We start from the raw sequence: 24,781 nt of genomic DNA, 5'->3' as shown, positions 1-24,781 counted from the left end.
GGGGAAACGAATATGGGAAAGCCAATTTGGCGCAAACTCGCAATCACGCTCGCCATCATTCCAGCATTGGGGCTGGCGGCTTGCTCGTCCACTGGCGGGCGTGCACCGGAACCGGAAAGCAATGCCGGTGGCGGTGCGGTGGCGGCTACTGACCGCATCAAAATCGCGGTCATCACCCACGCGGCTCCAGGAGATACCTTCTGGGACATTCTTAGAAAGGGCGCTGAAGAAGCTTCGGCCAAGGACAACGTAGAACTCCAGTATCTGAGTGATCCTGATGGCGGACGCCAGTCCCAGCTGATCGAGCAGGCTATTGACCAGGGCGTCGACGGCATCGCCGTGACCCTGGCCAAGCCCGACGCCATGGCTGGAGCGCTAGGCAAGGCTGCCGATGCCGGGATCCCCATTGTCAGCTTGAATGCCGGTGAAGCCCGATTCAAGGATCTCGGAGCATTTGCCCACTTCGGTTCCAATGAGCAGCTTGCAGGCCAGGCCGCTGGCGAAAAGCTGAAGGAGGCGGGAATCAAGAAGCCGATATGCGTCATCCAGGAACAGGGGCACGTTGGGCTTGAAGCACGTTGCGCCGGCGTGAAGAAAATCGTCCCAGACACCGAAATACTCTACGTGCAGGGCACTGACATGACCCAGGTTGAATCAACGGCAACCGCAAAGCTCCAAGCCGATAAGCAAGCCGACGCGATCATCGGCCTGGGCGCACCCATCACGATGACACTGCTCAAGGCTAAAGCCACGGCGAAGTCCGAGGTCGAGGTAGCTTCCTTCGACATGAACTCGCAGTTGGTTGAAGAAATCACCAAGGGCAATGTGATGTTCACCGTTGACCAGCAGCCTTGGTTGCAGGGCTACATGGCAGTTGATGCGCTGTGGCAGAACAACCGTGGCGGCTTCACCATCGGCGGTGGACAGGCGACGTTGACCGGCCCGGCTGTTGTAGACAAAGCCGTCGCTGAGCAAATTACCAGTTTCGCCCAAGAAGGCGTCCGCTAGCCACATCCCCTCGGCGCGCGCCTGATCTGCCGGTAGCGGCGATCCGGCGCGCAGCCTGGACACGGAGGAAATCCCATGTCATCTATAACAGCTTCACCCTCTCAAAAGAGAAAATCTCCGGCTCTGGACGAGCGCGTCGGCAAGAAAAGCGCATTGTCTATCCTTCTGGGCCGTCCGGAGATCGGTGCTCTCGTGGGCGCCATCGCCCTTTTCGTATTCTTCGCCGTCGTCGCTCCGGTCTTCCTGGCTCCCGCATCCTTGGCCACCGTCCTCTATGGGGCTTCGACCATCGGCATCATGGCCGTTGGCGTGTCACTGCTGATGATCGGTGGCGAGTTCGACCTATCCACCGGTGTGGCCGTCATTTCTTCGGCGCTCAGTGCATCGATGATCTCCTGGTACTTCGGTCTCAACGTCTGGGTCGGCATTGCCTTGGCCCTGGTCGTCTCGCTGCTGATCGGTTTCATCAACGGAATCATCCTGATCAAGACCAAGCTGCCATCCTTCATCGTGACGCTGGCCAGTTTCTTGATGCTCACCGGCCTGAATCTGGGCCTGACGCGAGCCATTGGCGGCTCGGTGTCCTCTCCATCTATTGCGGATATTGAAGGATTCCAGAGCGCAAAGGCGGTCTTTGCCTCTTCAGTCAATATCGCCGGGATCGACGTCAAGATCACCGTGTTCATCTGGATCGCCATGGTGATCATCGCTTCCTGGATCTTGCTCCGAACCAAGATCGGGAACTGGATCTTCGCCGTAGGCGGGGATGAGAAGGCCGCTCGCGCCGTCGGCGTTCCAGTGGTCCGCACCAAGATCGGACTCTTCATGGCCGTTGGATTCTGCGGCTGGGTGCTGGGCATGCACAACCTCTTCGCCTTTGACTCGGTGCAGTCCGGCGAAGGCATCGGCAATGAATTCCTCTACATCATTGCCGCGGTCATCGGCGGCTGCCTGCTCACCGGCGGTTACGGTTCAGCCATTGGCGGCGCTATAGGGGCGTTCATTTTCGGCATGGCGAACAAGGGCATCGTGTACGCGGAATGGAATCCGGACTGGTTCAAGTTCTTCCTTGGCCTGATGCTGCTCTTGGCTACGGTGGTCAACATCGTGGTGAAAAAGCGTGCGGAATCCAGCAAGTAGGAAGCCAAGGACAAAAATCATGAAGACTCGCAAGAATAAGAAGACCGAAGACCTGCTCGAGAAGCTCGAGCCCAAGATCAGCGACAACCTGCTGACCCTCAAGGGAGTTGGCAAGCACTACGGAAGCATCATCGCCCTGCGCGGTGTCGACATGGTGGTGGATCCGGGCAAGGTCACCTGCGTTCTCGGGGATAACGGCGCCGGCAAGTCCACGCTGATCAAGATCATCGCCGGCTTGCACCAGCACGATGAAGGAGAGTTCAGTTTGCATGGCTCGGCCATCAAGCTCAAGAGTCCCCGCGTCGCACTGGATGCCGGCATCGCCGCGGTGTACCAGGACCTGGCGGTCGTTCCTTTGATGCCGATCTGGCGCAACTTCTTCCTCGGCTCGGAACTGACCACCGGGGTTGGGCCGTTCAAGAAGCTTGATGTGCAGAAAATGAAGGACATCACCAAGCAGGAGCTCTCCGACATGGGCATTGATCTGCGTGACGTCGAGCAGCCGATCGGCCAGCTGTCCGGCGGTGAACGCCAATGCGTAGCCATCGCTCGCGCGGTATATTTCGGAGCCAAGGTCCTGATCCTCGATGAGCCCACCGCGGCCTTGGGCGTCAAGCAGTCCGGCGTGGTGCTGCGCTACATCCTCCAGGCGCGCGACCGCGGGTTGGGTGTCATCTTCATTACGCACAACCCGCATCACGCGTATCCGGTAGGGGACTCGTTCCTGTTGCTGAAACGCGGCCGCTCCATCGGGTACTACTCGAAGTCGGAAATCACCGTCGAAGAGCTGACCGCCCAGATGGCCGGTGGCGCTGAACTCGCTGAACTGGCTCATGAGCTTGAACAGCTTGGTGGACATGATGAAGAGCTGGCAGAGGCAGAGGCGGGCGCGAACTCTCAAGCAACAGCCTGACCCAACCGCAGCTAAGGCCTGGGCTTCTTCGAGATGGTGAAGAAGCCCAGGCCTTAGCTGTCCCAGTGCTTAGAGCGAGTAGTCAATCATTTCACTATGGCCAGTAGCGATGGAACGCACCGCGGCCTGGGCGATGGCCTGGGATTTGAGCCCCTCACGCAACGTGACAGGTACTTCCCGGTCTTCGTCCAGTGCCTGAACGAAGGCTCCCAAGCTGGCGGCATAGGTTGGCTGGACCCTGTCGAACCAGTTGCCGTGCAGCCCGTGGGATTGCGCGTGCTGCCCCTGGAACAGGCTGACGTGCCCCGAGGGTTGCCGTTCAGATGCGGCCATGGCTTCAGACCCCAGCGCTTCGATGCGTTCGTCATAGCCATAATTCGTATGGCGCACACAATCTATTTGGGCCATCGCTCCACTAGGGAACTGCAGCGAACTGATCGAAGTGTCCACATCGCCAAATTCCGCAATCTCCGGGGCGGACAGGGCCGAGCCGAAGGCGTGCACCTGCAGGGGATCCTGGCCTGATATCCAGCGTGCCAAATCATAGAAGTGCACGGCCTGATCGAGGAACTGGCCGCCAGAATTTTTCAGGTAATCCAGTGGTGGCAATGCTGGGCCACGCGAAGTCAACTGGAGCAAAGCCAGATCGCCGATTCGCCCGGAGTGCACGAGCTCCTTGAGCTCTGCGTGAGCGCGATCGAAGCGCCGGTTGAAATTGACCATGGCCTTGATTCCTGAACGTTCAACGTAGGCTACCGTCGCCTTTGCCGTTTCCAAGTCGAGGTCGATTGGCTTTTCGACGAGAGCCGCCAGGCGCGCATCGGCTGCAAGGCGGAGGTTCTGGGCGTGGGAATCCGTTGATGACGCGATGAACACTGCGTCCAGGCCGTCATTGCCGAAAATCTGGTCGAGCGTTGCTGCTGCCTTGGCGCCATGTCGCGAGGCCAGAGCAGCAGCTCGCTGAGGGTCAATGTCGTAGACCAGTTTAAAGTCGATCTCCGGGTGTGCGGCCAAGTTGTGTGCATGCACCGAGCCGATGAAGCCGGCGCCGATCAGGGCGAATCTTTGCATTGAAGGCACCTCGTGAAGTTGGTTGAAGTCAGGAGACCATGATGTCCAGAAGATTGCGCATGGTGCTGGCAACCTTGTGGAAGTCGTGCTCATTGGCGCGGTCAGAGAACATCTCGGAAACCCACCAGCCGTCATAGCCGGTGGACTTGATCGCGTCCACCCACTGCTGCAATGGGATGGCGCCACCGCCGATGACGACATTGCGGTGCACGTCCTGGGCCGGAACCTCATGGCGCCGATCCAGATCCAACCCGTCGGAAATATGGGCCTCCTTGATCAGTTCCTTGGGCAACGCGGCCACTTCTTCCAAGGTGTCCCCGACGGTCCAGAAATGCCAGGTGTCCAAGGCGATGCCGACGTTCTCGCGACCGCAACGCTCAATAATTTCCAGGGCTTGTCGACACCGATTGATATTCGACCAAGCCAGCGGTTCCAAGTAGATCTCCAGCCCGTGCTCTGCGGCGATCCCGGCGGCAGCAGATACATTATCGGCGGCAATGGCCATGGCCTCCGGTTCCGAAAGACCGAGTGTCCCGCGGTAGCGATCATCAGATGCTGCGAGTTTTCCGGACTTGAAATCCTTGACCACATTCCAGTCCACTGGCCCGGTGCACATTTGCAGGATCGGTGCGCCGACCACTGTGGCGATTTCGGCCATCCGCCTGACTTCCCGGAGCATGTCATCACGTGCGGTGCCTTGGCGTTCAAGGTCAAGGACTGCGCCGATTCCTGTCACTTCAAGGCCCGTGAGCATTTCTGGAAGCGTGTGCACAGAAAAGCCGGCATCAAGATAGCGATAGAGTTTCGGGCTTTGCAACTCGATGCCTCCGAATCCGGCCGACCGTGCCGTTGCAATATCGGTGGCAACATTCCCGTAAAAACTTGTTGTGACATTCATGGACAGTTTTGCCATTGGTCCTCCTTGGCGTGTGGAATGCATGCGTGGAAACGAAATGTACAGTTGTCAGTACAAAGGTGCTTCCAAGATCATATGCCCACTGCTCCCCGGAAAGTAATACGCTCGGGCATATTCTCCATGAATTTTTTCCGAGCCGCCGCTAGGCTGGTCTGCGAGTGCAGGATACGTCTGTTCATCACCAGTTTTTCAATGGTTCAAGGCGAAAGTGCGTTATATACCTTCAAGGGAATGCAGTAATCCGGCTCGCTGATTGACTGGATATTCGCCCGCGACAGTGGCTGTTTCGAAGGTGTTTGCAATAATGACCGTTGTGAACATTGCTCAGCCCGGTGAAGGGCGCCCAGGAAACCGGCCCCCGTCGATGGCGGATGTGGCGGCCTTGGCCGGGGTGTCCCATCAGACGGTTTCCCGCGTGCTCAACGACCATCCAAACGTCAGGGCGGGAACCCGCGACCAGGTGCTGGATGCCATCCGCCAGCTGGGTTATCGCCGCAACCGAGCCGCGCGGGCACTGGCCACATCGCACTCGAGCACTATCGGCATTCTGACCATCGGCAGCGAACTCTTCGGACCGCAATCCACCGTGCTGGCCATCGAGGCCGCTGCCCGTGCGCAGGGATATTTCGTGACCGTTACCGCACTGGATCGCTATGACGCGCACAGCGCGAGCGAAGCCCTCAGCCACCTGGTGGACCAGGGCGTTGATGGCGTGGTGATGGTTGCGCCCTTCGAAAAGGTGATCGATGCCCTGGATGATGCTGCCCTGACGATTCCAGTGGTGGTCGTGGCCGCTCGCACCGAGGTTCCCGACGCGGATCCGGCGCATTACGTGTACATCGACCAGCGTGAAGGCGCGCGCTTGGCCACTGGTCATCTTCTGGCCCTGGGGCACCGCAAGATCGTCCACGTGTCCGGGCCGACCGGCTGGTTCGACGCCACCGAACGGCAGATCGGCTGGCGGGAAAAAATGCTGGAAGCCAAGGCCCCGATTGTTGAGGTGCCAGCTGAATCCTGGCAGGCCCAGAGCGGCTATGAGGCAGGCCAGCGTCTGGTTGACCCGATACGCGCCGGCGAAGTTACGGCAGTATTCGCAGCGAATGATTACCTTGCCACCGGTGTTCTGCGTGCTTTCTGGGAAGCCGGGCTGGAAGTACCCAATGACGTTTCGGTTATCGGTTTCGACGACCTGCAAATCTCCAATTTCCTGATCCCTTCGCTGACCACGGTTCGCCAGCCTTTCCGCGATGTCGGCCATGCTGCGCTGATGGAATTGCTGGAAGGCGCCACGGCTGACAGGGTCCCGAAAGTGATTGCGCCAACGCTGGTAATCCGGGCGAGTACAGCACCGCCCAACGCCCGCTAGCCAAGCGCTTCATTCCCCGAGTCCGGGATCCGGTATTGCGGATCACAAATTGTTAGCGCTAACATTGGATCGAGGTTTTGTTCTTCCAGCGCATTTTTCGCGAGTGGAGCAGGAAACGATGGCTATGGCGCTGCTCACCGAGCTGTGCGAACGGAGATTTCATGGCAACACAGCTCAACGGGCCAACCGCCCGCGAGATCATCAGCAACGGCGAAGCCGTGCTGGGCATCGAGTTCGGTTCAACGAATATCAAAGCCAGCCTGATCGGCCCCGGCCACCAGCAGCTTGCCAGCGGCAGCCACGCCTGGGAGAACCAGTACGAAAACAGGAATTGGACCTACTCCCGCGAAGCCATCGTCGCCGGCCTGCAGGACTCTATGGCCCAGGTGCTGGCAGATGCCCAAGAGCGCCACGGAGTACGCCCAACGCAGCTAGGAGCCGTTGGAATCTCCGCGATGATGCATGGCTACCTCGCCTTCGACGCCGACCGGGAACTGCTGGTTCCCTTCCGCACCTGGCGCAACACCTCCACGGCAAAAGCGGCGGCGATGCTCAGCGAGGAACTGGACTTCAATATCCCGCAGCGCTGGTCCGTAGCGCACTACTTCCAAGCGCTGCTCAACGGCGAAGAGCACGTGTCGAAAGTTTCCCGCCTGAACACGCTGGCCGGATTCGTGCATGAGCTTCTCACCGGAAATTTTGTGCTTGGCGTGGGCGATGCCGCGGGAATGTTCCCCATCGATTCAGCCACCGGCAGCTACGATGCACGGATGCTTTCCGCCTTTGACGCGGTGGCTGCCCGGCATGGCGCGACCGCAGGGCTTTCCTCAATGCTGCCCGCGGCACTGCCCGCCGGTGCAGATGCTGGCACGCTTAGCGAAGCCGGGGCCTTGCTCCTGGACCCCACCGGCCAGCTCCAGCCTGGCAGCCCGCTGTGCCCACCGGAAGGAGACGCCGGAACCGGCATGGTGGCCACCAATTCGGTAGCCCAGCGCACCGGCAACATCTCCGCCGGAACCTCCATTTTCGCGATGGTGGTCCTCGACGCGCCGCTCAAGGAAGTGCACCACGAAATCGACGTGGTCACCACGCCCGATGGGCATCCGGTAGCCATGGTCCACTGCAATAACGGCGCCAGCGAATTTGCCGCCTGGGCCCAGGTCTTCGGGCAGTTCGCCCGGGCGCTGGGCAGCGACGCCGACGACAACGCGGTCTTCGAAACCCTGCTGCGTTCGGCCCTTCAGGGTGCTGCCGATGGTGCGGGGCTCCTGGCCTACAACAATCTTTCCGGCGAACCGGTAGCGGGTCTTGCCGAAGGCCGTCCGGCCATCCTGCGCACCCCGGACTCCACGCTGAACCTGCCCAACTTCGTGCGTGTTCAGGTGTACGCCATGTTCGCCACGCTGAGCCTCGGACTGCGCGTGCTGGCCGCCGAAGGCGTCGAGGTCAAGCAGATGTTTGCCCATGGCGGCATCTTCCGCACCGCCGGGGTGGCCCAACGGCTGCTGGCCGCTGCGATCAACACTCCCGTCCTTGTCGGGGACAGCGCCGGACACGGAGGTGCATGGGGCATCGCCGTCCTGGCAGCGTACCGGCGCCGAGTCCTCGATGGCCTGCAGCAGTCCCTGCCTGAATTCCTGGATTCCGAAGTCTTCGCCGGTGCCGCTTTGAGCCTCGCGGAGCCGCAGGCCGATGACCGTGCCGGCTTCGAGGCCTACCTGGAAACCTATGAAGCCGGCCTGGCCATTCAGCGCACCGCCATTACCGCCATCTAGGCATCGCACACAGTTTCGGACGAAAAGAGAAACCGATGAATCAACCACGAATCCTGGCGGATTACCCGCAGTCAATGCAGGACGAGGTGGCCACGGTCCGCCAGATTGTTGCCGACCTGCACGCCGAATTGCCGCGCTATGAGCTGGTGGTATGGACTGCCGGCAACGTGTCGCAGCGCGTGCGCCACCCGGAAATCGCCGACGGCTCCGCGGACCTGTTCGTGATCAAGCCATCGGGCGTCGCCTACGACGAGCTGACCGCGCAGTCCATGGTGGTCTGCACCTTGGACGGCAAGCTGCTCGATGGCACCCGCGCCCCGTCCTCGGACACCGCGGCCCATGCCTACACCTACGAGCACATGCCGCAGGTGGGCGGCGTGGTGCATACCCACTCCACCTACGCCACCGCATGGGCGGCGCGCGGCGAGGAAATTCCCTGCGTGCTGACCATGATGGCCGACGAATTCGGCGGCCCGATCCCGGTAGGCCCCTTCGCCATCATTGGCGATGATTCGATTGGCCGCGGCATCGTGTCCACGCTGAGCGAGTCCCGCAGCCCGGCCGTGCTGATGCGCAACCACGGTCCTTTCACTATCGGAAAGGACGCCAAGGCCGCAGTCAAAGCCGCGGTGATGTGCGAGGAAGTGGCTCGAACCGTGCACATCTCGCGCCAGCTGGGCAACCCGGTCGCGATCGACCAGAAGCATATCGACTCGCTCTACGAGCGCTACCAGAACGTCTACGGACAGTAAGGACATCATGGCCAAGGCATATAACACCCAAGAAATCTGGTTCTTCACCGGCAGCCAGGACCTGTACGGCGAAGAGACGCTGCGCCAGGTGGCGCAGCAGTCCACCGAGGTCGCGCAGGCGCTGGATGCGTCCGCCGACGTTCCGGCAAGGATCGTGTGGAAGCCGGTTCTGAAGGACTCCGAATCCATCCGCCGCGCAATGCTGGAAGCAAACTCGGATGACAAGGTGCTGGGCGTCATCACCTGGATGCACACCTTCAGCCCGGCCAAGATGTGGATCAACGGCCTGAAGGCCCTGCAGAAGCCGCTGCTGCACCTTCACACCCAGGCCAATGTCGAACTGCCCTGGGATTCGATCGACTTCGACTTCATGAACCTGAACCAGGCCGCCCACGGCGACCGCGAGTACGCCTACCTGGCCACCCGCCTGGGCGCGGCCCGCACCACCGTGGTCGGCCATGCCTCCAACCCGGCCGTATCCCGCCGCGTGGGCACCTGGATCCGCGGCGCTGCCGGCTTCAACGCCGTGCAAAACCTGAACCTGGTCCGCTTCGGCGACAACATGCGCAACGTCGCGGTGACCGAGGGGGACAAGACCGAGGCGGAGATCCGCTTCGGCGTCTCGGTGAACACCTGGGCCGTCAACGACCTGGTCGAAGCGGTCCAGGCCGTGGCCGAGGCCGACATCGATGCGCTGGTCGCCGAGTACGAGCGCGAATACGAAGTCGTGCCCGAACTGCGCGCCGGCGGTGCCCGCCACGAGTCGCTGCGCTATGCCGCATCCCAGGAAATTGCGCTGGAAGCCTTCCTGTCCAAGGCCGGCGCCATGGCGTTCACGACCAACTTCGAGGACCTGGGCGGGCTCAAGCAGCTGCCGGGCCTGGCTGTGCAGCGCCTGATGGGCAAGGGCTACGGCTTCGGCGCCGAAGGCGACTGGAAGACCGCGGTACTGGTGCGTGCCGCCAAGGTCATGGGCGAGGGCCTGCCGGGCGGCGCCTCGCTGATGGAGGACTACACCTACGACCTGACTCCCGGCAAGGAGCTGATCCTCGGCGCCCACATGCTCGAGGTCTGCCCGTCGCTGACCACCTCCAAGCCGCGGGTTGAAATCCACCCGCTGGGCATCGGCGGCCGCGAGGATCCGGTGCGCATGGTCTTCAACGCGGACGTTGCCGAAGGTGCGGTGGTCGTGTCCATGGCCGATATGCGCGAGCGCTTCCGCCTGACTGCCAATGTGGTGGATGTGGTCACCCCGCCGGCGGACCTGCCGAACCTGCCGGTGGCGCGCGCGGTGTGGAGCCCGCGGCCGGACTTCAATATTTCCGCCGAGTCCTGGCTGGCTGCCGGCGGTGCGCACCACACGGTGATGTCCACGGCCGCGGGGATCGAGGCTTTCGAGATCTTCGCCGAAATCGCAGGCACCGAGCTGCTGGTTATCGATGAGGAAACCACCCGCCGGAACTTCGCGCAGCAGATTCGCGTGAACCAGAGCTACTACCGCTTGGCGCAGGGTTTCTAGCGGTTCGAAGGACACCTGCCCAGGTAATGCGCGCCCCGTTGCGGGGCGTGCATTACCAATGAGTAAGGAATCTTAATTTATTTACATAGAGGGTGGCTGAAATCACTGTGTTAGCGCTAACATAGTGTGAGTCCAGTCTCACTCGCAGATATGGCAACCTTTCAAGGAGGAAAAGATGGCATGGAATAATTGGACCCGCAAGGCCGCGGCGACCATGGGATCGCTGGCACTGGTCGGCGCATTGGCAGCGTGCAGCGGCGGTGGCGCTGGCGGCGGAGCAGGAGCCGGCGAAGGCGAGTCGACTGCACCTGAGGACATCCAGGTGGGCGTGGCAATGCCAACCGAGACTTCCGAGCGCTGGATTGCCGACGGCGAAGCCGTCAAGTCCCAGCTGGAAGCCGCTGGCTTCGAAGTCGACCTGCAGTTCGCGAATGACGACATCCCCACCCAGCAGCAGCAGATCGACCAGATGATCACCAAGGGCAGCGACATCCTGGTAGTCGCCTCCATCGACGGCACCGCGCTGTCCACCCAGCTGCAGGCCGCAGCGGACCAGGACATCCCGATCATCTCCTACGACCGCTTGATCAACGGCACCGAGAACGTCGACTTCTACGTCACCTTCGACAACTACAACGTCGGCGTCCAGCAGGCAACCTCGCTGCTGACCGGCATGGGCCTGGCCGATGAGGAAGGCAAGCGCACCAGCAAGGAGGGCAAGTTCAACGTCGAGCTCTTCGCCGGTTCGATCGACGACAACAACGCGCACTTCTTCTGGAAGGGCGCCATGGATACCCTCAAGCCCTACCTGGATGACGGCACCCTGACGGTCAAGTCCGGGCAGACCAAGATCGAGCAGGCAGCTACCCTGCGCTGGAGCCAGGAAGAAGCCCAGTCGCGCATGGAAGACCTGATCACCGCCCACTACCAGGGCGGCAAGACCAAGATCGACGGCATCCTCTCGCCATTCGACGGCATCTCCCGCGGCATCATCACCGCACTGTCCAACGCCGGCTACGGCAAGACCATCGAGGCCGGCCTGCCGATCATCTCGGGCCAGGATGCAGAAATCGCTTCGGTGAAGCTGATCGACGATGGCGTGCAGTACGCAACCATCTTCAAGGACACCCGCAAGCTGGCTACCCAGGCTGTCGAGGCAGTGAAGTCCTACGCAGGCGGCGGCGAGCCGGAAGCCAATGACACCGAAACCTACGACAACGGCAAGAAGGTTGTTCCTTCCTACCTGCTGGATTCGGACATCGTCGTCAAGGACAACATCACCTCCCTGCTGGTCGACTCCGAGTACTACACGGCCGAGGAAGTCAAGGCCGGCCAGACCAAGTAGTCTCCCAGGCCGCAATCCGGTGGGCGGGAGGGCAAGCCGCCCTCCCGCCCACCGGATGCACCGCTCACAGCACACACCAAGGACGTCTGCACTATGGACACCACGATCCTGCACATGCAGGACATCACCAAGACTTTTCCCGGAGTCAAGGCGCTGGACGGCGTCAACCTTTCGGTTAGCAAGGGCGAGATCCACGCTATCTGCGGAGAGAACGGCGCCGGAAAATCCACCCTCATGAAGGTGCTCTCCGGGGTCTACCCGCACGGCAGCTACGAGGGCCAGATCATTTTCGAAGGCGAAGAGCTCAAGGCCTCGAACATCAAGGACTCCGAAGCCCAGGGCATCGTGATCATCCACCAGGAGCTGGCGCTGGTGCCGTACCTGTCGGTGGCCGAGAACATCTTCCTCGGCAACGAAACCGCGCGCGGCGGCTTCATCGACTGGAACGAGACCAACCACCGCGCCGCGGACCTGCTGGCCCGCGTGGGCCTGGACGAACTGCCGGTCACCCCGGTAGGCCAGCTGGGCGTGGGCAAGCAGCAGCTGGTGGAAATCGCCAAGGCGCTGAGCAAGAACGTCAAGCTGCTGATCCTGGACGAACCGACCGCCGCGCTGAATGACGACGACTCCGAGCACCTGCTGAACCTGCTGCGCGGACTGCGCGAACAGGGCATCACCTCGATCATCATTTCGCACAAGCTCGGCGAGATCGAGGACATTGCCAACACCACCACGATCATCCGCGATGGCCAGTCCATCGAGGCGCTGGACATGGCCGATCCCGAGTCCAACCAGAACCGCATCATCCGCGGCATGGTGGGCCGCGAACTGTCCTCCCGCTACCCGGAACGCGTACCGCAGATCGGCGACGTGGTCTTCGAGGTCCAGGACTGGTCGGTCCAGCACCCGGTCCAGCAGGACCGCACCGTGGTGGAAAGCGCCAACCTGGAGGTCCGCGCCGGCGAAATCGTCGGCATTGCAGGACTGATGGGCGCCGGGCGCACCGAATTGGCGATGAGCATCTTCGGCCACAGCTATGGCCGGAACATCACCGGCACGGTCAAGATGGACGGCAAGCCGGTGGACACCTCCACCGTGGGCAAGGCCATCAAGGCCGGCATCGCCTACGTTTCCGAGGACCGCAAGAAGTTCGGGCTGAACCTGATCGAGGACATCCGCGTGAACACCACCGCGGCCGGCCTGGACAAGATCTCCTCCAAGGGCTTCGTGGACGGCAACAAGGAGATCCAGATTGCCGAGCACTACCGCAAGTCCATGCGCATCAAGACCCCGAACGTGATGGCGAAGGTCGGGAACCTCTCGGGCGGCAACCAGCAGAAGGTCGTGCTGGGCAAATGGCTGCACACCGCACCCGAGCTGCTGATCCTCGACGAGCCCACCCGCGGCATCGACGTCGGCGCCAAATACGAGATCTACACCATCATCAACGAGCTGGCGGCTGCCGGCAAGGCCGTGCTGGTGATCTCCTCCGAACTGCCAGAGCTCTTGGGCATCTGCGACCGCATCTACACCCTGGCCTACGGCCGAATGACCGGCCAGCTGCCCAGCAGCGAAGCCACCCAGGAACGCCTCATGGAACTCATGACCATCGAGAAGGAAAGCACCCGATGACCATCACAAGCGAGCTGAAGGATATCTTCACCAAGAACCTGCGCACCTCGGGCATTTACATTGCCTTCGTGCTCATCGTGGTGCTGTTCACCATCCTGACCAACGGGCTGCTGCTCAGCCCGATCAACATCACCAACATCATCTTGCAGTACTCCTACGTGCTGATCCTCGCCCTGGGCATGATCCTGGTGATCGTCGCCGGGCACATCGACCTGTCGGTCGGCTCCCTCGTGGCGCTGACCGGTGCGGTCTCCGCGGTCATCGTCATCAAGGGGGATCTGCCCTGGTGGGTCGGCATGCTCGCCGGCATCGCCGTGGGCGCCCTGTGCGGCCTGTGGCAGGGCTTCTGGGTGGCGTACGTGGGCATTCCCGCGTTCATCGTGACCCTGGCCGGCATGCTGCTCTTCCGCGGCCTGACCTACGAAGTGCTGAGCAACGTGTCGCTCTCGCCGTTCCCCGGCGAATACGGCCAGATCGCCGGCGGCTTCCTCAACGGGCTGCTGGGCGGCAACGGATTCGACCTGTTCACCGTCATCATCGGCGTGATCGCCGTGGCCGGACTGTTCGTTTCGCAGTGGCGCAACCGCGCTGGACGCGCCAAGTACGGCCAGAGCGTTGAATCCATGGCCATGTTCCTGGCCAAGAACATCATCTCGGGCATCATCATCCTCTGGTTCTTCTGGCAGATCGCCACCAGCCGCGGCATGCCGATCGTGCTGATCATCCTGGCTGCCCTGATCCTGGGCTACCACGTGCTGACCACCAAGACCGTTTTCGGCCGCCACGTCTACGCCATCGGCGGCAACCTGTCCGCCGCGAAGCTTTCGGGCGTGAACGTGAAGAAGATCAACATGTGGATCTTCATCAACATGGGCCTGCTTTCGGGCGTGGCCGGCGTGGTCTTCTCCTCGCGTTCCAACGGCGCCCAGCCGGGTGCCGGCAACATGTTCGAGCTGGACGCCATCGCGGCCTGCTTCATCGGCGGCGCTTCGACCACCGGCGGCGTGGGCCGGGTGACCGGCGCGATCGTCGGCGGCCTGGTGATGGCGGTGCTCTCCAACGGCATGCAGCTGATGGGCGTGGGCGCCTCCACCCAGCAGATCGTCAAGGGCGTTGTGCTGCTTCTGGCAGTCGCCTTCGACATCTACAACAAGCGCCGCGCGGGCGCTGGCAACTAGCCTGCCGCTGGTGCCATGGGCCCTCCCGCACGCGATTGTGGGAGGGCCCATGCGTGCCCGACGTTTTTGATGGCCCAGCAAGAAGGAAGAAGACATGGACCGCCTCGCACTGCCCCTGAAGGACACCGCCAATGGAACGGTGCTGACGCTGCAAGCCCATGGCTTCACCGCGCAAGTGGCCACGGTGGGCGCCACCCTGGTTTCCCTCCAGTACGGCTCCCGCCCGCTGGTGCGCGCTTTCGACCCGCACGGGCCGCGCCCGGTTTTCGCCGGCGCCATCCTGGCCCCGTGGCCCAACCGGGTGATCGACGGGGCCTACAGCTGGGAAGGCCAAGAGCTGCAGCTGCCGGTCACCGAGCCGGAGCGCGGCCATGCCCTGCACGGCCTGGTGATCGATACCGGCTTCGAGATCATCGAGCACCGTGCCGACTTCGCCCAGCTGCGCACCGTCATCGCCCCGAGCGCCGGCTATCCGTACGAGGTGCAGCTGGTGATCGGCTACCGGCTGGAGGCCGGCGGGCTGCGCACCGTCGCTGCCGCCACCAACCTCGGGACGGGCACCGCGCCCTTCGGCTGGGGTTCGCACGCCTACCTGGTCGCCCCGGGCAAGAAGGCGGATGAATGGACCTTCACCCTGCCAGCTGGCAAGGTGCAGCTGACCGAAGGCCCGCGCCTGCTGCCGCGCGACACGGTTCAGGCCGCCGGCACCGAGCTGGATTTCCGCACCCCGAAGCCCATCGGGGATCTCTTCATCGACCATGCCTACACTGGCCTGGCTGCCCGCGCGGACGGTTCTTTCCGCGCGGAGATCACCGACGCCGGGGGCGTCGGATCGCACATCACCTGGGACGAAGCCTGCCCGTGGGTCCAGATACACACCGCCGACCGCGATGATCCGGCCCTGGACCGCACCGGCCTGGCCATCGAGCCGATGACCTGCCCGCCGGGCGGCTACAACTCCGGCCAGGACGTCATCGCCCTGGCACCGGGCGCCAGCCACGAAGCCAGCTGGCTGATCGGCCCGGTCCAGCCGCGCTAGCACCGCAGGCGCCACCCACCTTTGGAACCACCACGAGTCAACTGGAGAGATTGCAATGCCGCAGGGCTCCGCAGCACATGAACCGACCCACCGGGTCCATCACCTGGCCGATGGCCGCGAGGCGATCTTCTTCGCCGACGCCAATGCCGCCGTGCCCGAACCGGTGGCCGACACCCGGCCGCTGGATCCGCGCGGGGAGCCTGGCGAACTGCGCTACGACCGGCTGACCGGGGACTGGGTGGCCGTAGCGGCCCACCGCCAGTCGCGCACCTACCTCCCGCCCAAGGAAGAATGCCCGCTGTGCCCCAGCGTCCACGGGCGGCAGAGCGAAATCCCTGCCGAGGACTTCAACGTGGTGGTTTTCGAGAACCGCTTCCCGTCCCTGGGCCCGGCACTGGGCCGGATTCCAGCGGCCGCACCGGTGCAGCAGCCGGCCCCGGCCTACGGGCGCTGCGAGGTCGTGGTGTTCACCCCCGAGCACACCGGTTCCTTCGCATCGCTGGATGATGCCCGGGCGCGCACCGTCATCGAGGCCTGGGCGCAGCGCACCGCCGCCCTGTCCGCCATGGAGGGCATTGCGCAGGTGTTCGTGTTCGAGAACCGCGGCCAGGATATCGGCGTGACCCTGCACCACCCGCATGGGCAGATCTACGCCTACCCGTACCTCGCGCCAACCGCCGCCAAGATGGCCGGCCAGGGCATCGCGCACCTGGAGAAGACCGGGCGCACCCTGATGGGCGACATCCTGGACTTCGAGCGCAAGGAGGGCACGCGCATGGTCGCCGAGGGCGAGCACTTCTCCGTGTTCGTGCCCTACGCGGCCCGCTGGCCGCTGGAAGCGCACCTGGTGCCGCACCGCCACGTGCCGGACTTCGCCGCGCTCAATGCGGACGAAAAAGCCGAGCTGGCCGTGATGTACCGGGACCTGCTGCGCGGATTCGACGCGCTGTACCCGACGCCCACCCCGTACATCGCCGCCTGGCACCAGGCTCCGCTGGAGCCCGTGGCCCGCAAGGCCTCACGGCTGCACCTGCAGCTGACCAGCCCGCGCCGGGCCGCTGACAAATTGAAGTTCCTGGCCGGATCGGAAGCTGCCATGGGCGCTTTCATCAACGACGTCCCGGCCGAGCAGACTGCTGCACGGCTGCGCGAGGTCATGCCATGAGCCGCAGCGGAACGAAGGAAACCGCGGTGCGCGTCAACGCCCTGCGCGAGAAGTTCACCAAGGCCTACGGCCACCACCCGGAAGGCATCTGGCGGGCCCCGGGACGGGTGAACCTGATCGGCGAGCACACCGACTACAACATGGGCTATGTGCTGCCCTTCGCCATCGACAAGAACGCGCTGGTGGCCGTGCGCCGCAAGTCGCAGCTGGAGCCGGGCAGCCAGGTGCTGGATTTCGCCTCCACCTACGGGGTGGGCGGCGAACCGCCGGTCACCTCCATTACCCTCGATGAGCTGGTGCCCCGCGCGGTGCCCGGCTGGGCCGCCTACCCGGCCGCCGTGCTGTGGGCGCTGAGCCAGCTCGATGGCGTGCAGATTGGCGGGCTGGAGCTGATGGTGGACTCCGATGTCCCGGTGGGCTCGGGCTTGTCCTCCTCGCATGCCCTGGAAGTGGCGACCATCGTGGCGCTGGACGATCTCTACGGCCTGGGCCTGTCCAAGGTGCAGATGGCCCAACTGACCCAGCGCGCCGAGAACGAATTCGTGGGCGCTCCGACCGGGATCATGGACCAGAGCGCCTCGCTGATGTCCCATGCCCAGCATGCGCTGTTCCTGGATTGCCGTTCGATGGAATCCCAATCCGTGCCGCTGCCGCTGGCGCAGCATGACGCGGTGGTCCTGGTCATGGACACCCGCGTAGAGCATTCGCACGTGGATGGCGGCTACGCCGCCCGCCGCACTAGCTGCGAGCAGGCCGCCGCGGTGCTGGAGGTAGCATCGCTGCGCGAGGTGCACAGCATCGAAGAGCTGGAGGCCATCGGGGACCCGGTAGCCAAGCGCCGCGCCAAGCACATCGTGACCGAGAACCGCCGCGTCCTTGATACCGTCCTGGCGCTGCGCGAAGGCGACCTGCCCGCGGTGGGCAAGCTGCTTTGCCAGTCGCACGAATCCATGCGCGACGACTACGAGATTTCCAGCGAGGAACTGGACGCCGCCGTGGAAGCGGCCATGGCGGCCGGGGCGATCGGAGCCCGGATGACCGGTGGCGGTTTTGGCGGCAGCGCCATTGCCTTGGTCAAGCGCGAGCAGATCGAACCGGTCAGCCAGGCCGTCCGCGAAGCCTTTGACCAGGCCGGCTATGTCGAGCCGGCCATTTTCACCGTAATTGCAGACGAAGGAGCAGGCCGGGCATGAGTTGGCTAGTGACCGGCGGAGCCGGATATATCGGATCCCACGTGGTGCGTTCGCTGTCCGCGGCAGGCCTTGAGCCGGTCGTCGTGGACTCGATGTCCAGCGGGGTGCACGGCTTCGTTCCCGAACAGGTGCCGTTCTACCAGCTGAACATCCTGCAGACCGAAAAGCTCGTGGAAATCATGAAGCGCCACGAGGTCACCGGGGTCATCCACTTGGCCGGCTACAAGTATGCCGGCGAATCGGTGAAGCACCCGCTGCTGGCCTTCGAGCAGAATGTCACCGGCACCGCGCACCTGCTCGAAGCCATGGCGTCCTCCCGCGTGCACAACATGGTCTTCTCCTCCTCGGCAGCCGTCTACGGCACCCCGGACGAAGATGTGGTGACCGAATCCACCGGCACCTTCCCCGAATCCCCGTACGGACAGAGCAAGCTCGTGGGGGAATGGCTGATCCGCGACCAGGCGGTGGCTACCGGGCTGAAGCACACCTCGCTGCGCTACTTCAACGTGGTCGGCTCGGGCAGCGAAGAACTCTACGATGCCAGCCCGCACAACCTGTTCCCGCTGGTGTTCCAGGCGCTGAATGCCGGAAAGACGCCGAAGATCTTCGGCACCGACTACGACACCGAGGACGGCACCTGCGTGCGCGACTACGTGCACGTCGCCGACCTGGCGCTGGCGCACGTGGAGGCGGCCAGGAAACTGGAAGCCGGCGAGGTATTGGAGCCGGTCTACAATTTGGGCTCCGGCGATGGCGTCTCGGTGCGCCAGATCATGGATGCGGTAGCGAAGGCCACCGGCATCGGTTTCACCGCGGTGGAAGAAGCGCGCCGCCCGGGCGACCCGGCGCGCATTGTCGCCGACGGGAAGCTGGCCGCCCGCGACCTTGATTGGCAGATGCGCCATAGCCTGCAGCAGATGGTCCACAGCGCCTGGAAGGCTTCGGCCCAGCGCGGCTGATTGCGCCAAGCTGAAGCGCAGCGGCCTGGGAAACTAGCTGGTGCGCAGCGTGGCCGCGATCTGATCCATGGTCTGCGCAATCGCCAGCGATTCAGCCAGCGGCATGACCGGGGATTCGGCCAGGCCCAGGGCAATGCACTGGGCCACGTGGGCCGCTTCCCAGCCCAAACCGGCAGTAGGCGAGGTTTCCGTGAACTCGCGGCTGTCGGCGATCTTGCCGTCGGCGCTGCGCAGCACCAGCCCGGAACCGCAGCACATCGGGCGCTGGAGTTCCAAGGTGCCCTGCGTGCCGGCAATCCATGCGCCCTGCGGCGAATCGGTTTCGATGCTGCTGAAGACCGTTGCCGTGGAACCGTCTTCATTGGAGAGTACCGCGGTGAAGGTAGCGTCAACCCCGGTCTTGGCCATGCGTCCCGAAGCGTGCAGGAGCTGCTTGGCAGGGGAGACCATGGCGCTGAAGGCAATAGGGTAGACGCCGACATCCAGCAGGGCCCCGCCGCCGAGCGCCGGGTCGTAGATGCGCGAGTCGTAGTCGACCTCGAACTTGGCGCCGAAATCAGCCTGAACGGTGATGATCTGCCCCAGGATTCCGGACTTGACGACCTGTGAAACCACATTGCCGATGGGCAGGAATCGTGACCACATGGCTTCCATGGCGAAAACTCCGGCAGCCTTGGCCGCCTCGATGATCCGGGAAGTTTGCCCGGCGTCCAGGCTCATTGGCTTCTCCACCAGGACATGCTTGCCCGCGGCGATCGCCTCGAGCGCAAGTTCTGCGTGGCCGCTGTGCGGGACGGCGATGTAGACGACGTCCACCCCAGGGTCCCCGAGCACCTCGGCATAGGAGCCGAAGGCCCGGGTTCCGGCGTCTCCGTAGGTGCGTGCGAACTGCTCGGAGCGGGCCAAGGTGCGCGAGCCGACTGCTGCGAGCCGGCTGGCGGTCAAGTCGTTCAGCGATGCGGCAAACTGCGAGGCGATCCACCCCGGCCCGAGGATGCCCCAATTCAGCGCAGGAGCCGAGGAGGGATGGGGCAGCGTGGATTCGGGTAAGGCTAGTGGCACTGAAGGCTCCGATGGCAGGCAAAATTCATGGTGGATCCTAATCAGACTAGTGGAAGGCGCTAGGCGGGGGAAGAGCAGTATTCCAACGACTATTCACCGATCAGCAGCATCTGGGGTTAGCGGTATGCGGCCCCAGGGCATCCTCGGTTAATCAGTGTGCATCCTCGTGACCGCCAAGGGCAGCGTCCGGGCCACGGTTGGCAGGCCGGCAGGCGGGCTGCGAGTAGTGCTGGCGATTCATCTGGCGACCGCAACACCGCAGCGCTTCTATCGCGCCTTCGCTGAATTCGCGACCCGATCCAGCGGGATATCCCTGGCATCGAAAAGCGCACGGGCGGAAACTCGGATTGGGCGAGCACATCCCCTCAAGGGTCCTGCTGGAAGCGCGCAGTGCTATCCGGGATCCCATCCTCGCCGCCGGCGCCAGCGATGGGCTGGCTGGCAAGCCTCAACTGCTGAGCCAACCGCTTGGCTACAGGTCGACCGCGTTGGCCAGCACCGGCAGCTGCTGGCGAGCGGACTCGACCTGGCTGAGATCCAGATCGACTACCAGCAGCTCGGGTTCTGCACCGGCCCGGGCAATAATGCGTCCTAGCGGATCAACCACCACCGAATGCCCGACGCCCAAAGGCGCGGTACCGGTGATCTTGCGTCCAATGCTTTCAGGATCAGCCTGGTCCACTGCCACCACGAACGTCGTCGCGTCCAAGGCGCGGGCCTGCGCAAGGGTGGTCCACTGCTCGGCCTTGCCCTCGCCCTGGCCCCACGAAGCGCTGACGATATTGACCGCTGCACCAGCCTTCGCATGGCGGGTGAACAAGCGCGGGAACCGCAAGTCGTAGCAGGTGGCCAAACCGATCGTCGTTCCCTCATGCTCGAACTGCACCGGAGAAGTTCCGGGCGTCACCGAATCCGACTCGGCATAGCCGAAGGCATCGTAGAGGTGGATCTTGTCATAGTGGGTATCTACGCCTTCACCGGCGACCAGCAAGGTGTTGCGTACCCGGCCGCCTTCACCGGGGGTGAACATGCCCACGGCAATGGTGATGCCTATATCCCGCGCCTGCTGGCGGATCAGTGTAGCCCAGGGCCCATCCAGGGGTTGCGCGTACTTGGCGAGATCGTGGCCGAAGGAAACCTGCATGGCCTCGGGGAAGACCACCAGCGAGGCGCCTGCTTCCTTTGCCCGGCGCGCATGATCGCGCACTGTTACCAGATTGCGCTGCGGATCAGCGGTGCTCAGAACCTGCGCCAAAGCGATTCTCATGGGATAGCCCTTTCCTGCTGCCAGCTGCTGGCTATGCGCTACCTTCACGACTCTACGCAGTAGCGATCAGCGAAGCTACATCCGGGCCATCTGCACCTCTTCACGGCCCTTGGACACCGACATCACGTCCTTTTGGCGCTCACCGTCCACCTGGGCAGCCAAGGCATCCAGCTGCGACATTGATTCCAGGGACAAGCGGACATCCAGCGCCCCCAGATTATCCTCGAAGTGCGCGCTGAAGCGGGTCCCCGGAATCGGGGAGACGGCCACATTGAATGCGCGTGCTTTTTCATAAACCCACGCCAGTGACACCTGGGCGGTTGAAACACCTTCGCGCTGGGCCACCTCCGCGATGACTTGCCGCAATGGATGGTTGTGCTGCATGCGGGCCGCTTCGAAGCGCGGGAAGTTATGGCGGATGTCGTTGGCTTCAAGCTGCTGCAGGGAATCAACTTCCCCGGTGAAGTACCCGCGACCCAGCGACGCGTAGGTCACCAGGCCCACGCCGAGTTCACTGGCGGCTGGCAAGAGCCATCTTTCGATGTCCCGGCTGAAAATCGAGTACTCCATCTGGATCGCGGAAATTGGATGCACCTTGTGGGCTCGGCGCAGCTCCTCGGAAGTCACTTCGGACAAGCCGATGTGCCGGGCCTTCCCTGCTTCGACTAGCTCCTTGTAGGCTCCGACAGTCTCCTCGATTGGCACCCGGGAATCCACCCGGTGGTAGTAGTACAGGTCAACGTGGTCTACGCCCAGCCGCTGCAGGCTCGCATCCATGCATTTCTTGATGAAGTCCGGGTCGCCATTAGCGCGTGGGTCTCCCGGATTCTTCGGACGCACGATGCCCGCCTTGGTTGCCAGGGTGACTTCGCCGCGACGGGTTTTGAGCACCTGCGAGAGCAGGGTTTCGTTGTGCCCTTCGCCGTAGATGTTGGCGGTATCCAGGAACGTGACGCCGCGATCAAGAACATGGTTCAAGGTGCGCAGGGATTCGGCATCGTCGGCCGATCCGTAGGGGCCGCTCAGGGACATGCAGCCAAAACCCTGCGAGGTGGCTTCCAACCCCTGGCCGAGGTCGATGCTGTTTGCGATCTGCTGTGCCATGGTGGTCCTTCGAGTAGTCAGTTTCTCTCTTCTTGAGCCTAGCGAAGCAGGATTCAGCGGTCATCATGTTCCGTGGTTTATTGAGTTCCGTGAACTGCTACCGAAACGACACACCGTAGCAAAAGTGGTAATGACCAGTATAAAGAGACTGTGTCTCACTTCCGCCATTGAATCTCAGAGTAAAATTCTTGCCATGGGAAGCGTGGTTCGCGATCGAGTGCGCGAAAAGATGAAAGTCGAGTTGGCGGAACAGGTTTATGCCGTGTTCGCCGAACGCGGCATGGAGAACGTCACCGCCCAGCAGGCAGCCCGGGCAATTGGAATATCCCGTGCCACGTTCTTCCGGTACTTCTCGTCAAAAGAGGACGCGGTAGTTACTGCGTTGCGTTCCATGACCGCGCACTTCTCCGACATGGCCAGCTCCATGTCTTCGCATCCGGGCGAGAGCTTGCTGGAGCTTTTGCGCCGCAGCTTTGAATCGGCAGTAGTATTCGCTGAGCAGGATCCGGTGGCGATGCAGGGCCGCATTGAGCTGGTCAGGAGCACCCCTGCGCTCCGGGCCAGCTGGCAGGAATCCCGGCGTGAGCAGCAGGTAGCGCTGGCCCAGGCGCTGTCGCCGTTCTGCGCGAACCAGCGGCTGGCTGAAACCGCCGCGTTGCTGGGTCTGGCCCTTTACGACCATGCACTGGCCCGTTGGGTTGGGACGGCGGGCAGTACGCTACGCGAGATCCTCGACGAAGCCTTCGACTTCGCGGCCATGATCGATGACAACTGGGCGGACAAGCGCTAGCAACCGCTACAGGCTACGGCAAGCGCAGCACCTTGATCGCCTCGGCCAAGTACGGTTCCGGGGTGGGATCAGCAGATTGTGCCCAGCTGATCCATGCTGCAAAAGTCACCGTGCCGAAGGCCAGCGCCAGATAGGGCGCCGCCTGCGCGCTGACCCCGCCTTCTGAGAAGTGCCGCAGCACCCGCTCGTTGTCCTTGCCCATACGCATCGACGCCTGGGCCAGGAGCTCGGGCTGGTCCGCGATAAGCCGCAAGCGTCCTCGCGTGACCTCCGGATCCGGCAGCGAATCGAAAGCTGCCACCGCAGCAGCGTGCATGGCACCCACCAGGTCGTGGCCCTCCTGCTTCGCCGAGGCGAAGGCGCCGTCTGAAATGGCCGAAGCTTCCAGCAGGCCGCCCCACACCAAATCCGCCTTGGAAGCGAAATACCGATAGAGGCTCTTGCGTCCGATTCCCGCTTCTTCGGCAATTTGCGCCATCGAGACTTCGCCATAGCCATGCTTGGCGAAGAGCGCCAGGGCGGTGCGGGCCACGGAGTCGGGATCAATGGACTGCGGGCGCCCGGGCAGGTGCGTGGCAACGGAATCTTGGGTGTCAGGCATATCCCAATTATGGCCCATTGAGTTAAGACACAGTGTGTCATAACATGAAACTACCAATTCATCGGCAACCAGAAGGAACGGTTATGGGCATGGAAAACGTATGGCAGGAAAAGGTCACCGCAGAACGTTTTGCCGGCAAGACAGTGGTGGTTACCGGCGCTGGTTCGGGCATCGGCAAGGCCACCGCGCTGCGCGTGGCCAAGGAAGGCGGCAAGGTGATCGCCGCGGACATCAGCCGCGGACGGCTCGATGAGCTTGTTGCCGAGAACCCGGACCTGGACTTTGCCGTCGTGGCCGGCGACATCACCGACCAAGAGGTAGTGGGCCAGGTAGTGGCAGCTGGCGAGGGGCGGATCGATGCGCTGGCCAACGTCGCCGGCATTATGGACAAGTTCGAGCCGATCCACGAGATCGAGGACTCGACCTGGGAACGGGTCATGAATGTGAACGTCAATTCCGTTCTGAAGCTGACCCGTTCGGTGGTCCCGCTGATGCTCGAGGCCGGCCAGGGCAACGTGGTCAATGTGGCTTCGGAAGCTGGCCTGCGCGGCTCGGCCGCCGGCATCGCATACACCGCCTCGAAGCACGCGGTCATCGGCATGACCAAGAACTCGGCTGTCATGTATGGCAAGAAGGGGCTGCGTTTCAACGCAGTGGCACCGGGTGCGGTGCAGACCAATATCGAGGCTCCAATGGCCTCCGAATTCGCCCAGCAGGTGATCCCTCCGCTGATGGGCATCATCCCGGGCATGGCTACCGCAAGCCAGCTCGCTGCCTCGATCACCTTCCTGCTCAGCGAGGACAGCACCAACATCAACGGCGTGGTCCTGGCTTCGGATACCGGCTGGAGCGCCATCTAGCCAGACCCGGCTGGAGGCGAATTTCCCTGCTGGCAGGCGAAACGGCGATCGGCCGGGGTGAGCTGGTGTCTTCCAGCGCACCCCGGCCGATCAGCGCTCAGGATCCCCGCAGTTGCCTTTGAGGCA

Annotated in this window: 22 protein-coding genes; 16 read left to right on the top strand and 6 right to left on the bottom strand. The window is 63.0% G+C overall.

What is annotated here, in order from left to right; genetic code table 11:
- Positions 1-12: 12 nt before the first annotated feature.
- From ACIOTL_RS03420 to ACIOTL_RS03410, 3 genes are all read left to right on the top strand, one after another.
- Positions 13-1,008 (top strand): substrate-binding domain-containing protein, encoded by a 996-nt coding sequence (locus tag ACIOTL_RS03420; RefSeq protein WP_105662246.1) that lies wholly within the window; start codon positions 13-15, stop codon positions 1,006-1,008.
- A gap of 75 nt (positions 1,009-1,083) precedes the next feature.
- Positions 1,084-2,148: an ABC transporter permease gene (locus ACIOTL_RS03415; RefSeq protein ID WP_105656533.1), complete on the top strand. Its 1,065-nt coding sequence runs from the start codon at positions 1,084-1,086 to the stop codon at positions 2,146-2,148.
- Positions 2,149-2,167: 19 nt separating this feature from the next.
- Positions 2,168-3,061, top strand: a complete 894-nt coding sequence (locus tag ACIOTL_RS03410) for an ATP-binding cassette domain-containing protein (RefSeq protein ID WP_105656532.1) — start codon at positions 2,168-2,170, stop codon at positions 3,059-3,061.
- A 69-nt stretch (positions 3,062-3,130) separates the two neighbouring features.
- Here ACIOTL_RS03410 and ACIOTL_RS03405 read toward each other — a convergent pair whose 3' ends face one another.
- Together ACIOTL_RS03405 and ACIOTL_RS03400 are read right to left on the bottom strand one after the other, a co-directional pair.
- Positions 3,131-4,132: a Gfo/Idh/MocA family oxidoreductase gene (locus ACIOTL_RS03405; RefSeq protein ID WP_400341802.1), complete on the bottom strand. Its 1,002-nt coding sequence runs from the start codon at positions 4,130-4,132 to the stop codon at positions 3,131-3,133.
- 28 nt (positions 4,133-4,160) lie between these two features.
- On the bottom strand, positions 4,161-5,045 hold the full coding sequence (locus tag ACIOTL_RS03400) for a sugar phosphate isomerase/epimerase family protein (protein WP_400341801.1): 885 nt from the start codon (positions 5,043-5,045) through the stop codon (positions 4,161-4,163).
- 307 nt (positions 5,046-5,352) lie between these two features.
- Between ACIOTL_RS03400 and ACIOTL_RS03395 the strand changes: the two genes are divergently transcribed.
- The 11 genes from ACIOTL_RS03395 to galE all read left to right on the top strand — a co-directional run bounded on the left by ACIOTL_RS03395 (position 5,353) and on the right by galE (position 18,971).
- Positions 5,353-6,414 (top strand): substrate-binding domain-containing protein, encoded by a 1,062-nt coding sequence (locus ACIOTL_RS03395; RefSeq protein ID WP_400341799.1) that lies wholly within the window; start codon positions 5,353-5,355, stop codon positions 6,412-6,414.
- A gap of 161 nt (positions 6,415-6,575) precedes the next feature.
- Positions 6,576-8,189 carry an FGGY-family carbohydrate kinase gene (locus ACIOTL_RS03390; protein ID WP_332594577.1) on the top strand — a complete coding sequence of 538 codons (1,614 nt, stop codon included), beginning with the start codon at positions 6,576-6,578 and terminating at the stop codon, positions 8,187-8,189.
- A 35-nt stretch (positions 8,190-8,224) separates the two neighbouring features.
- Positions 8,225-8,941 (top strand): L-ribulose-5-phosphate 4-epimerase, encoded by a 717-nt coding sequence (locus tag ACIOTL_RS03385; protein ID WP_105662251.1) that lies wholly within the window; start codon positions 8,225-8,227, stop codon positions 8,939-8,941.
- A gap of 7 nt (positions 8,942-8,948) precedes the next feature.
- Positions 8,949-10,460 carry an L-arabinose isomerase gene (gene araA, locus ACIOTL_RS03380; RefSeq protein ID WP_400341797.1) on the top strand — a complete coding sequence of 504 codons (1,512 nt, stop codon included), beginning with the start codon at positions 8,949-8,951 and terminating at the stop codon, positions 10,458-10,460.
- A gap of 175 nt (positions 10,461-10,635) precedes the next feature.
- Complete coding sequence (gene chvE, locus ACIOTL_RS03375) at positions 10,636-11,805, top strand: multiple monosaccharide ABC transporter substrate-binding protein (protein ID WP_332502731.1); 1,170 nt, start codon at positions 10,636-10,638, stop codon at positions 11,803-11,805.
- Positions 11,806-11,898: 93 nt separating this feature from the next.
- Positions 11,899-13,437 carry a multiple monosaccharide ABC transporter ATP-binding protein gene (mmsA, locus tag ACIOTL_RS03370; RefSeq protein WP_400341795.1) on the top strand — a complete coding sequence of 513 codons (1,539 nt, stop codon included), beginning with the start codon at positions 11,899-11,901 and terminating at the stop codon, positions 13,435-13,437.
- Positions 13,434-14,615, top strand: a complete 1,182-nt coding sequence (mmsB, locus tag ACIOTL_RS03365) for a multiple monosaccharide ABC transporter permease (protein WP_105656523.1) — start codon at positions 13,434-13,436, stop codon at positions 14,613-14,615. Before mmsA ends, mmsB begins: the two co-directional genes overlap by 4 nt.
- 94 nt (positions 14,616-14,709) lie before the next feature.
- A complete protein-coding gene (locus ACIOTL_RS03360; RefSeq protein WP_105662253.1) occupies positions 14,710-15,654 on the top strand; it encodes an aldose 1-epimerase family protein in 945 nt (314 codons plus the stop codon).
- Positions 15,655-15,709: 55 nt separating this feature from the next.
- Entirely contained in the window at positions 15,710-16,819 is a 1,110-nt protein-coding gene (galT, locus tag ACIOTL_RS03355) for a galactose-1-phosphate uridylyltransferase (protein ID WP_105656521.1), read from the top strand.
- Positions 16,816-18,012, top strand: coding sequence for a galactokinase (galK, locus tag ACIOTL_RS03350; protein WP_400341793.1), 1,197 nt, complete (start codon positions 16,816-16,818; stop codon positions 18,010-18,012). The genes galT and galK overlap by 4 nt, the downstream gene beginning before the upstream one ends.
- Positions 18,009-18,971: a UDP-glucose 4-epimerase GalE gene (gene galE, locus ACIOTL_RS03345; RefSeq protein ID WP_105656519.1), complete on the top strand. Its 963-nt coding sequence runs from the start codon at positions 18,009-18,011 to the stop codon at positions 18,969-18,971. The genes galK and galE overlap by 4 nt, the downstream gene beginning before the upstream one ends.
- A gap of 33 nt (positions 18,972-19,004) precedes the next feature.
- On the opposite strand, the gene ACIOTL_RS03340 is transcribed toward galE, so the two are convergent.
- The 3 genes from ACIOTL_RS03340 to ACIOTL_RS03330 form a co-directional block, all read right to left on the bottom strand.
- Positions 19,005-20,033: a Gfo/Idh/MocA family protein gene (locus ACIOTL_RS03340; protein ID WP_400341791.1), complete on the bottom strand. Its 1,029-nt coding sequence runs from the start codon at positions 20,031-20,033 to the stop codon at positions 19,005-19,007.
- A 472-nt stretch (positions 20,034-20,505) separates the two neighbouring features.
- Positions 20,506-21,300: a carbon-nitrogen hydrolase family protein gene (locus tag ACIOTL_RS03335; protein ID WP_332594575.1), complete on the bottom strand. Its 795-nt coding sequence runs from the start codon at positions 21,298-21,300 to the stop codon at positions 20,506-20,508.
- Between the two features lie 75 nt (positions 21,301-21,375).
- Positions 21,376-22,404, bottom strand: a complete 1,029-nt coding sequence (locus ACIOTL_RS03330; RefSeq protein WP_105656516.1) for an aldo/keto reductase — start codon at positions 22,402-22,404, stop codon at positions 21,376-21,378.
- A gap of 193 nt (positions 22,405-22,597) precedes the next feature.
- Between ACIOTL_RS03330 and ACIOTL_RS03325 the strand changes: the two genes are divergently transcribed.
- Positions 22,598-23,194, top strand: coding sequence for a TetR family transcriptional regulator (locus ACIOTL_RS03325; RefSeq protein WP_400341788.1), 597 nt, complete (start codon positions 22,598-22,600; stop codon positions 23,192-23,194).
- Positions 23,195-23,207: 13 nt separating this feature from the next.
- Here ACIOTL_RS03325 and ACIOTL_RS03320 read toward each other — a convergent pair whose 3' ends face one another.
- The gene (locus ACIOTL_RS03320) at positions 23,208-23,795 is read right to left on the bottom strand and encodes a TetR family transcriptional regulator (protein ID WP_400341786.1); all 588 of its coding nucleotides are present in this window, start codon (positions 23,793-23,795) and stop codon (positions 23,208-23,210) included.
- Positions 23,796-23,878: 83 nt separating this feature from the next.
- Here ACIOTL_RS03320 and ACIOTL_RS03315 point away from each other — a divergent pair, with 83 nt between their 5' ends.
- The gene (locus ACIOTL_RS03315; protein ID WP_400341784.1) at positions 23,879-24,655 is read left to right on the top strand and encodes an SDR family NAD(P)-dependent oxidoreductase; all 777 of its coding nucleotides are present in this window, start codon (positions 23,879-23,881) and stop codon (positions 24,653-24,655) included.
- The last annotated feature ends 126 nt before the right edge of the window (positions 24,656-24,781 follow it).

Origin of the sequence: Glutamicibacter sp. NPDC087673, assembly GCF_044743255.1 — a bacterium.
In the GTDB taxonomy this organism is placed as follows: domain Bacteria; phylum Actinomycetota; class Actinomycetes; order Actinomycetales; family Micrococcaceae; genus Glutamicibacter.
The sequence above is the reverse complement of the archived record's forward strand: the minus strand, read 5'-3'. Positions and strand labels throughout refer to the sequence as shown.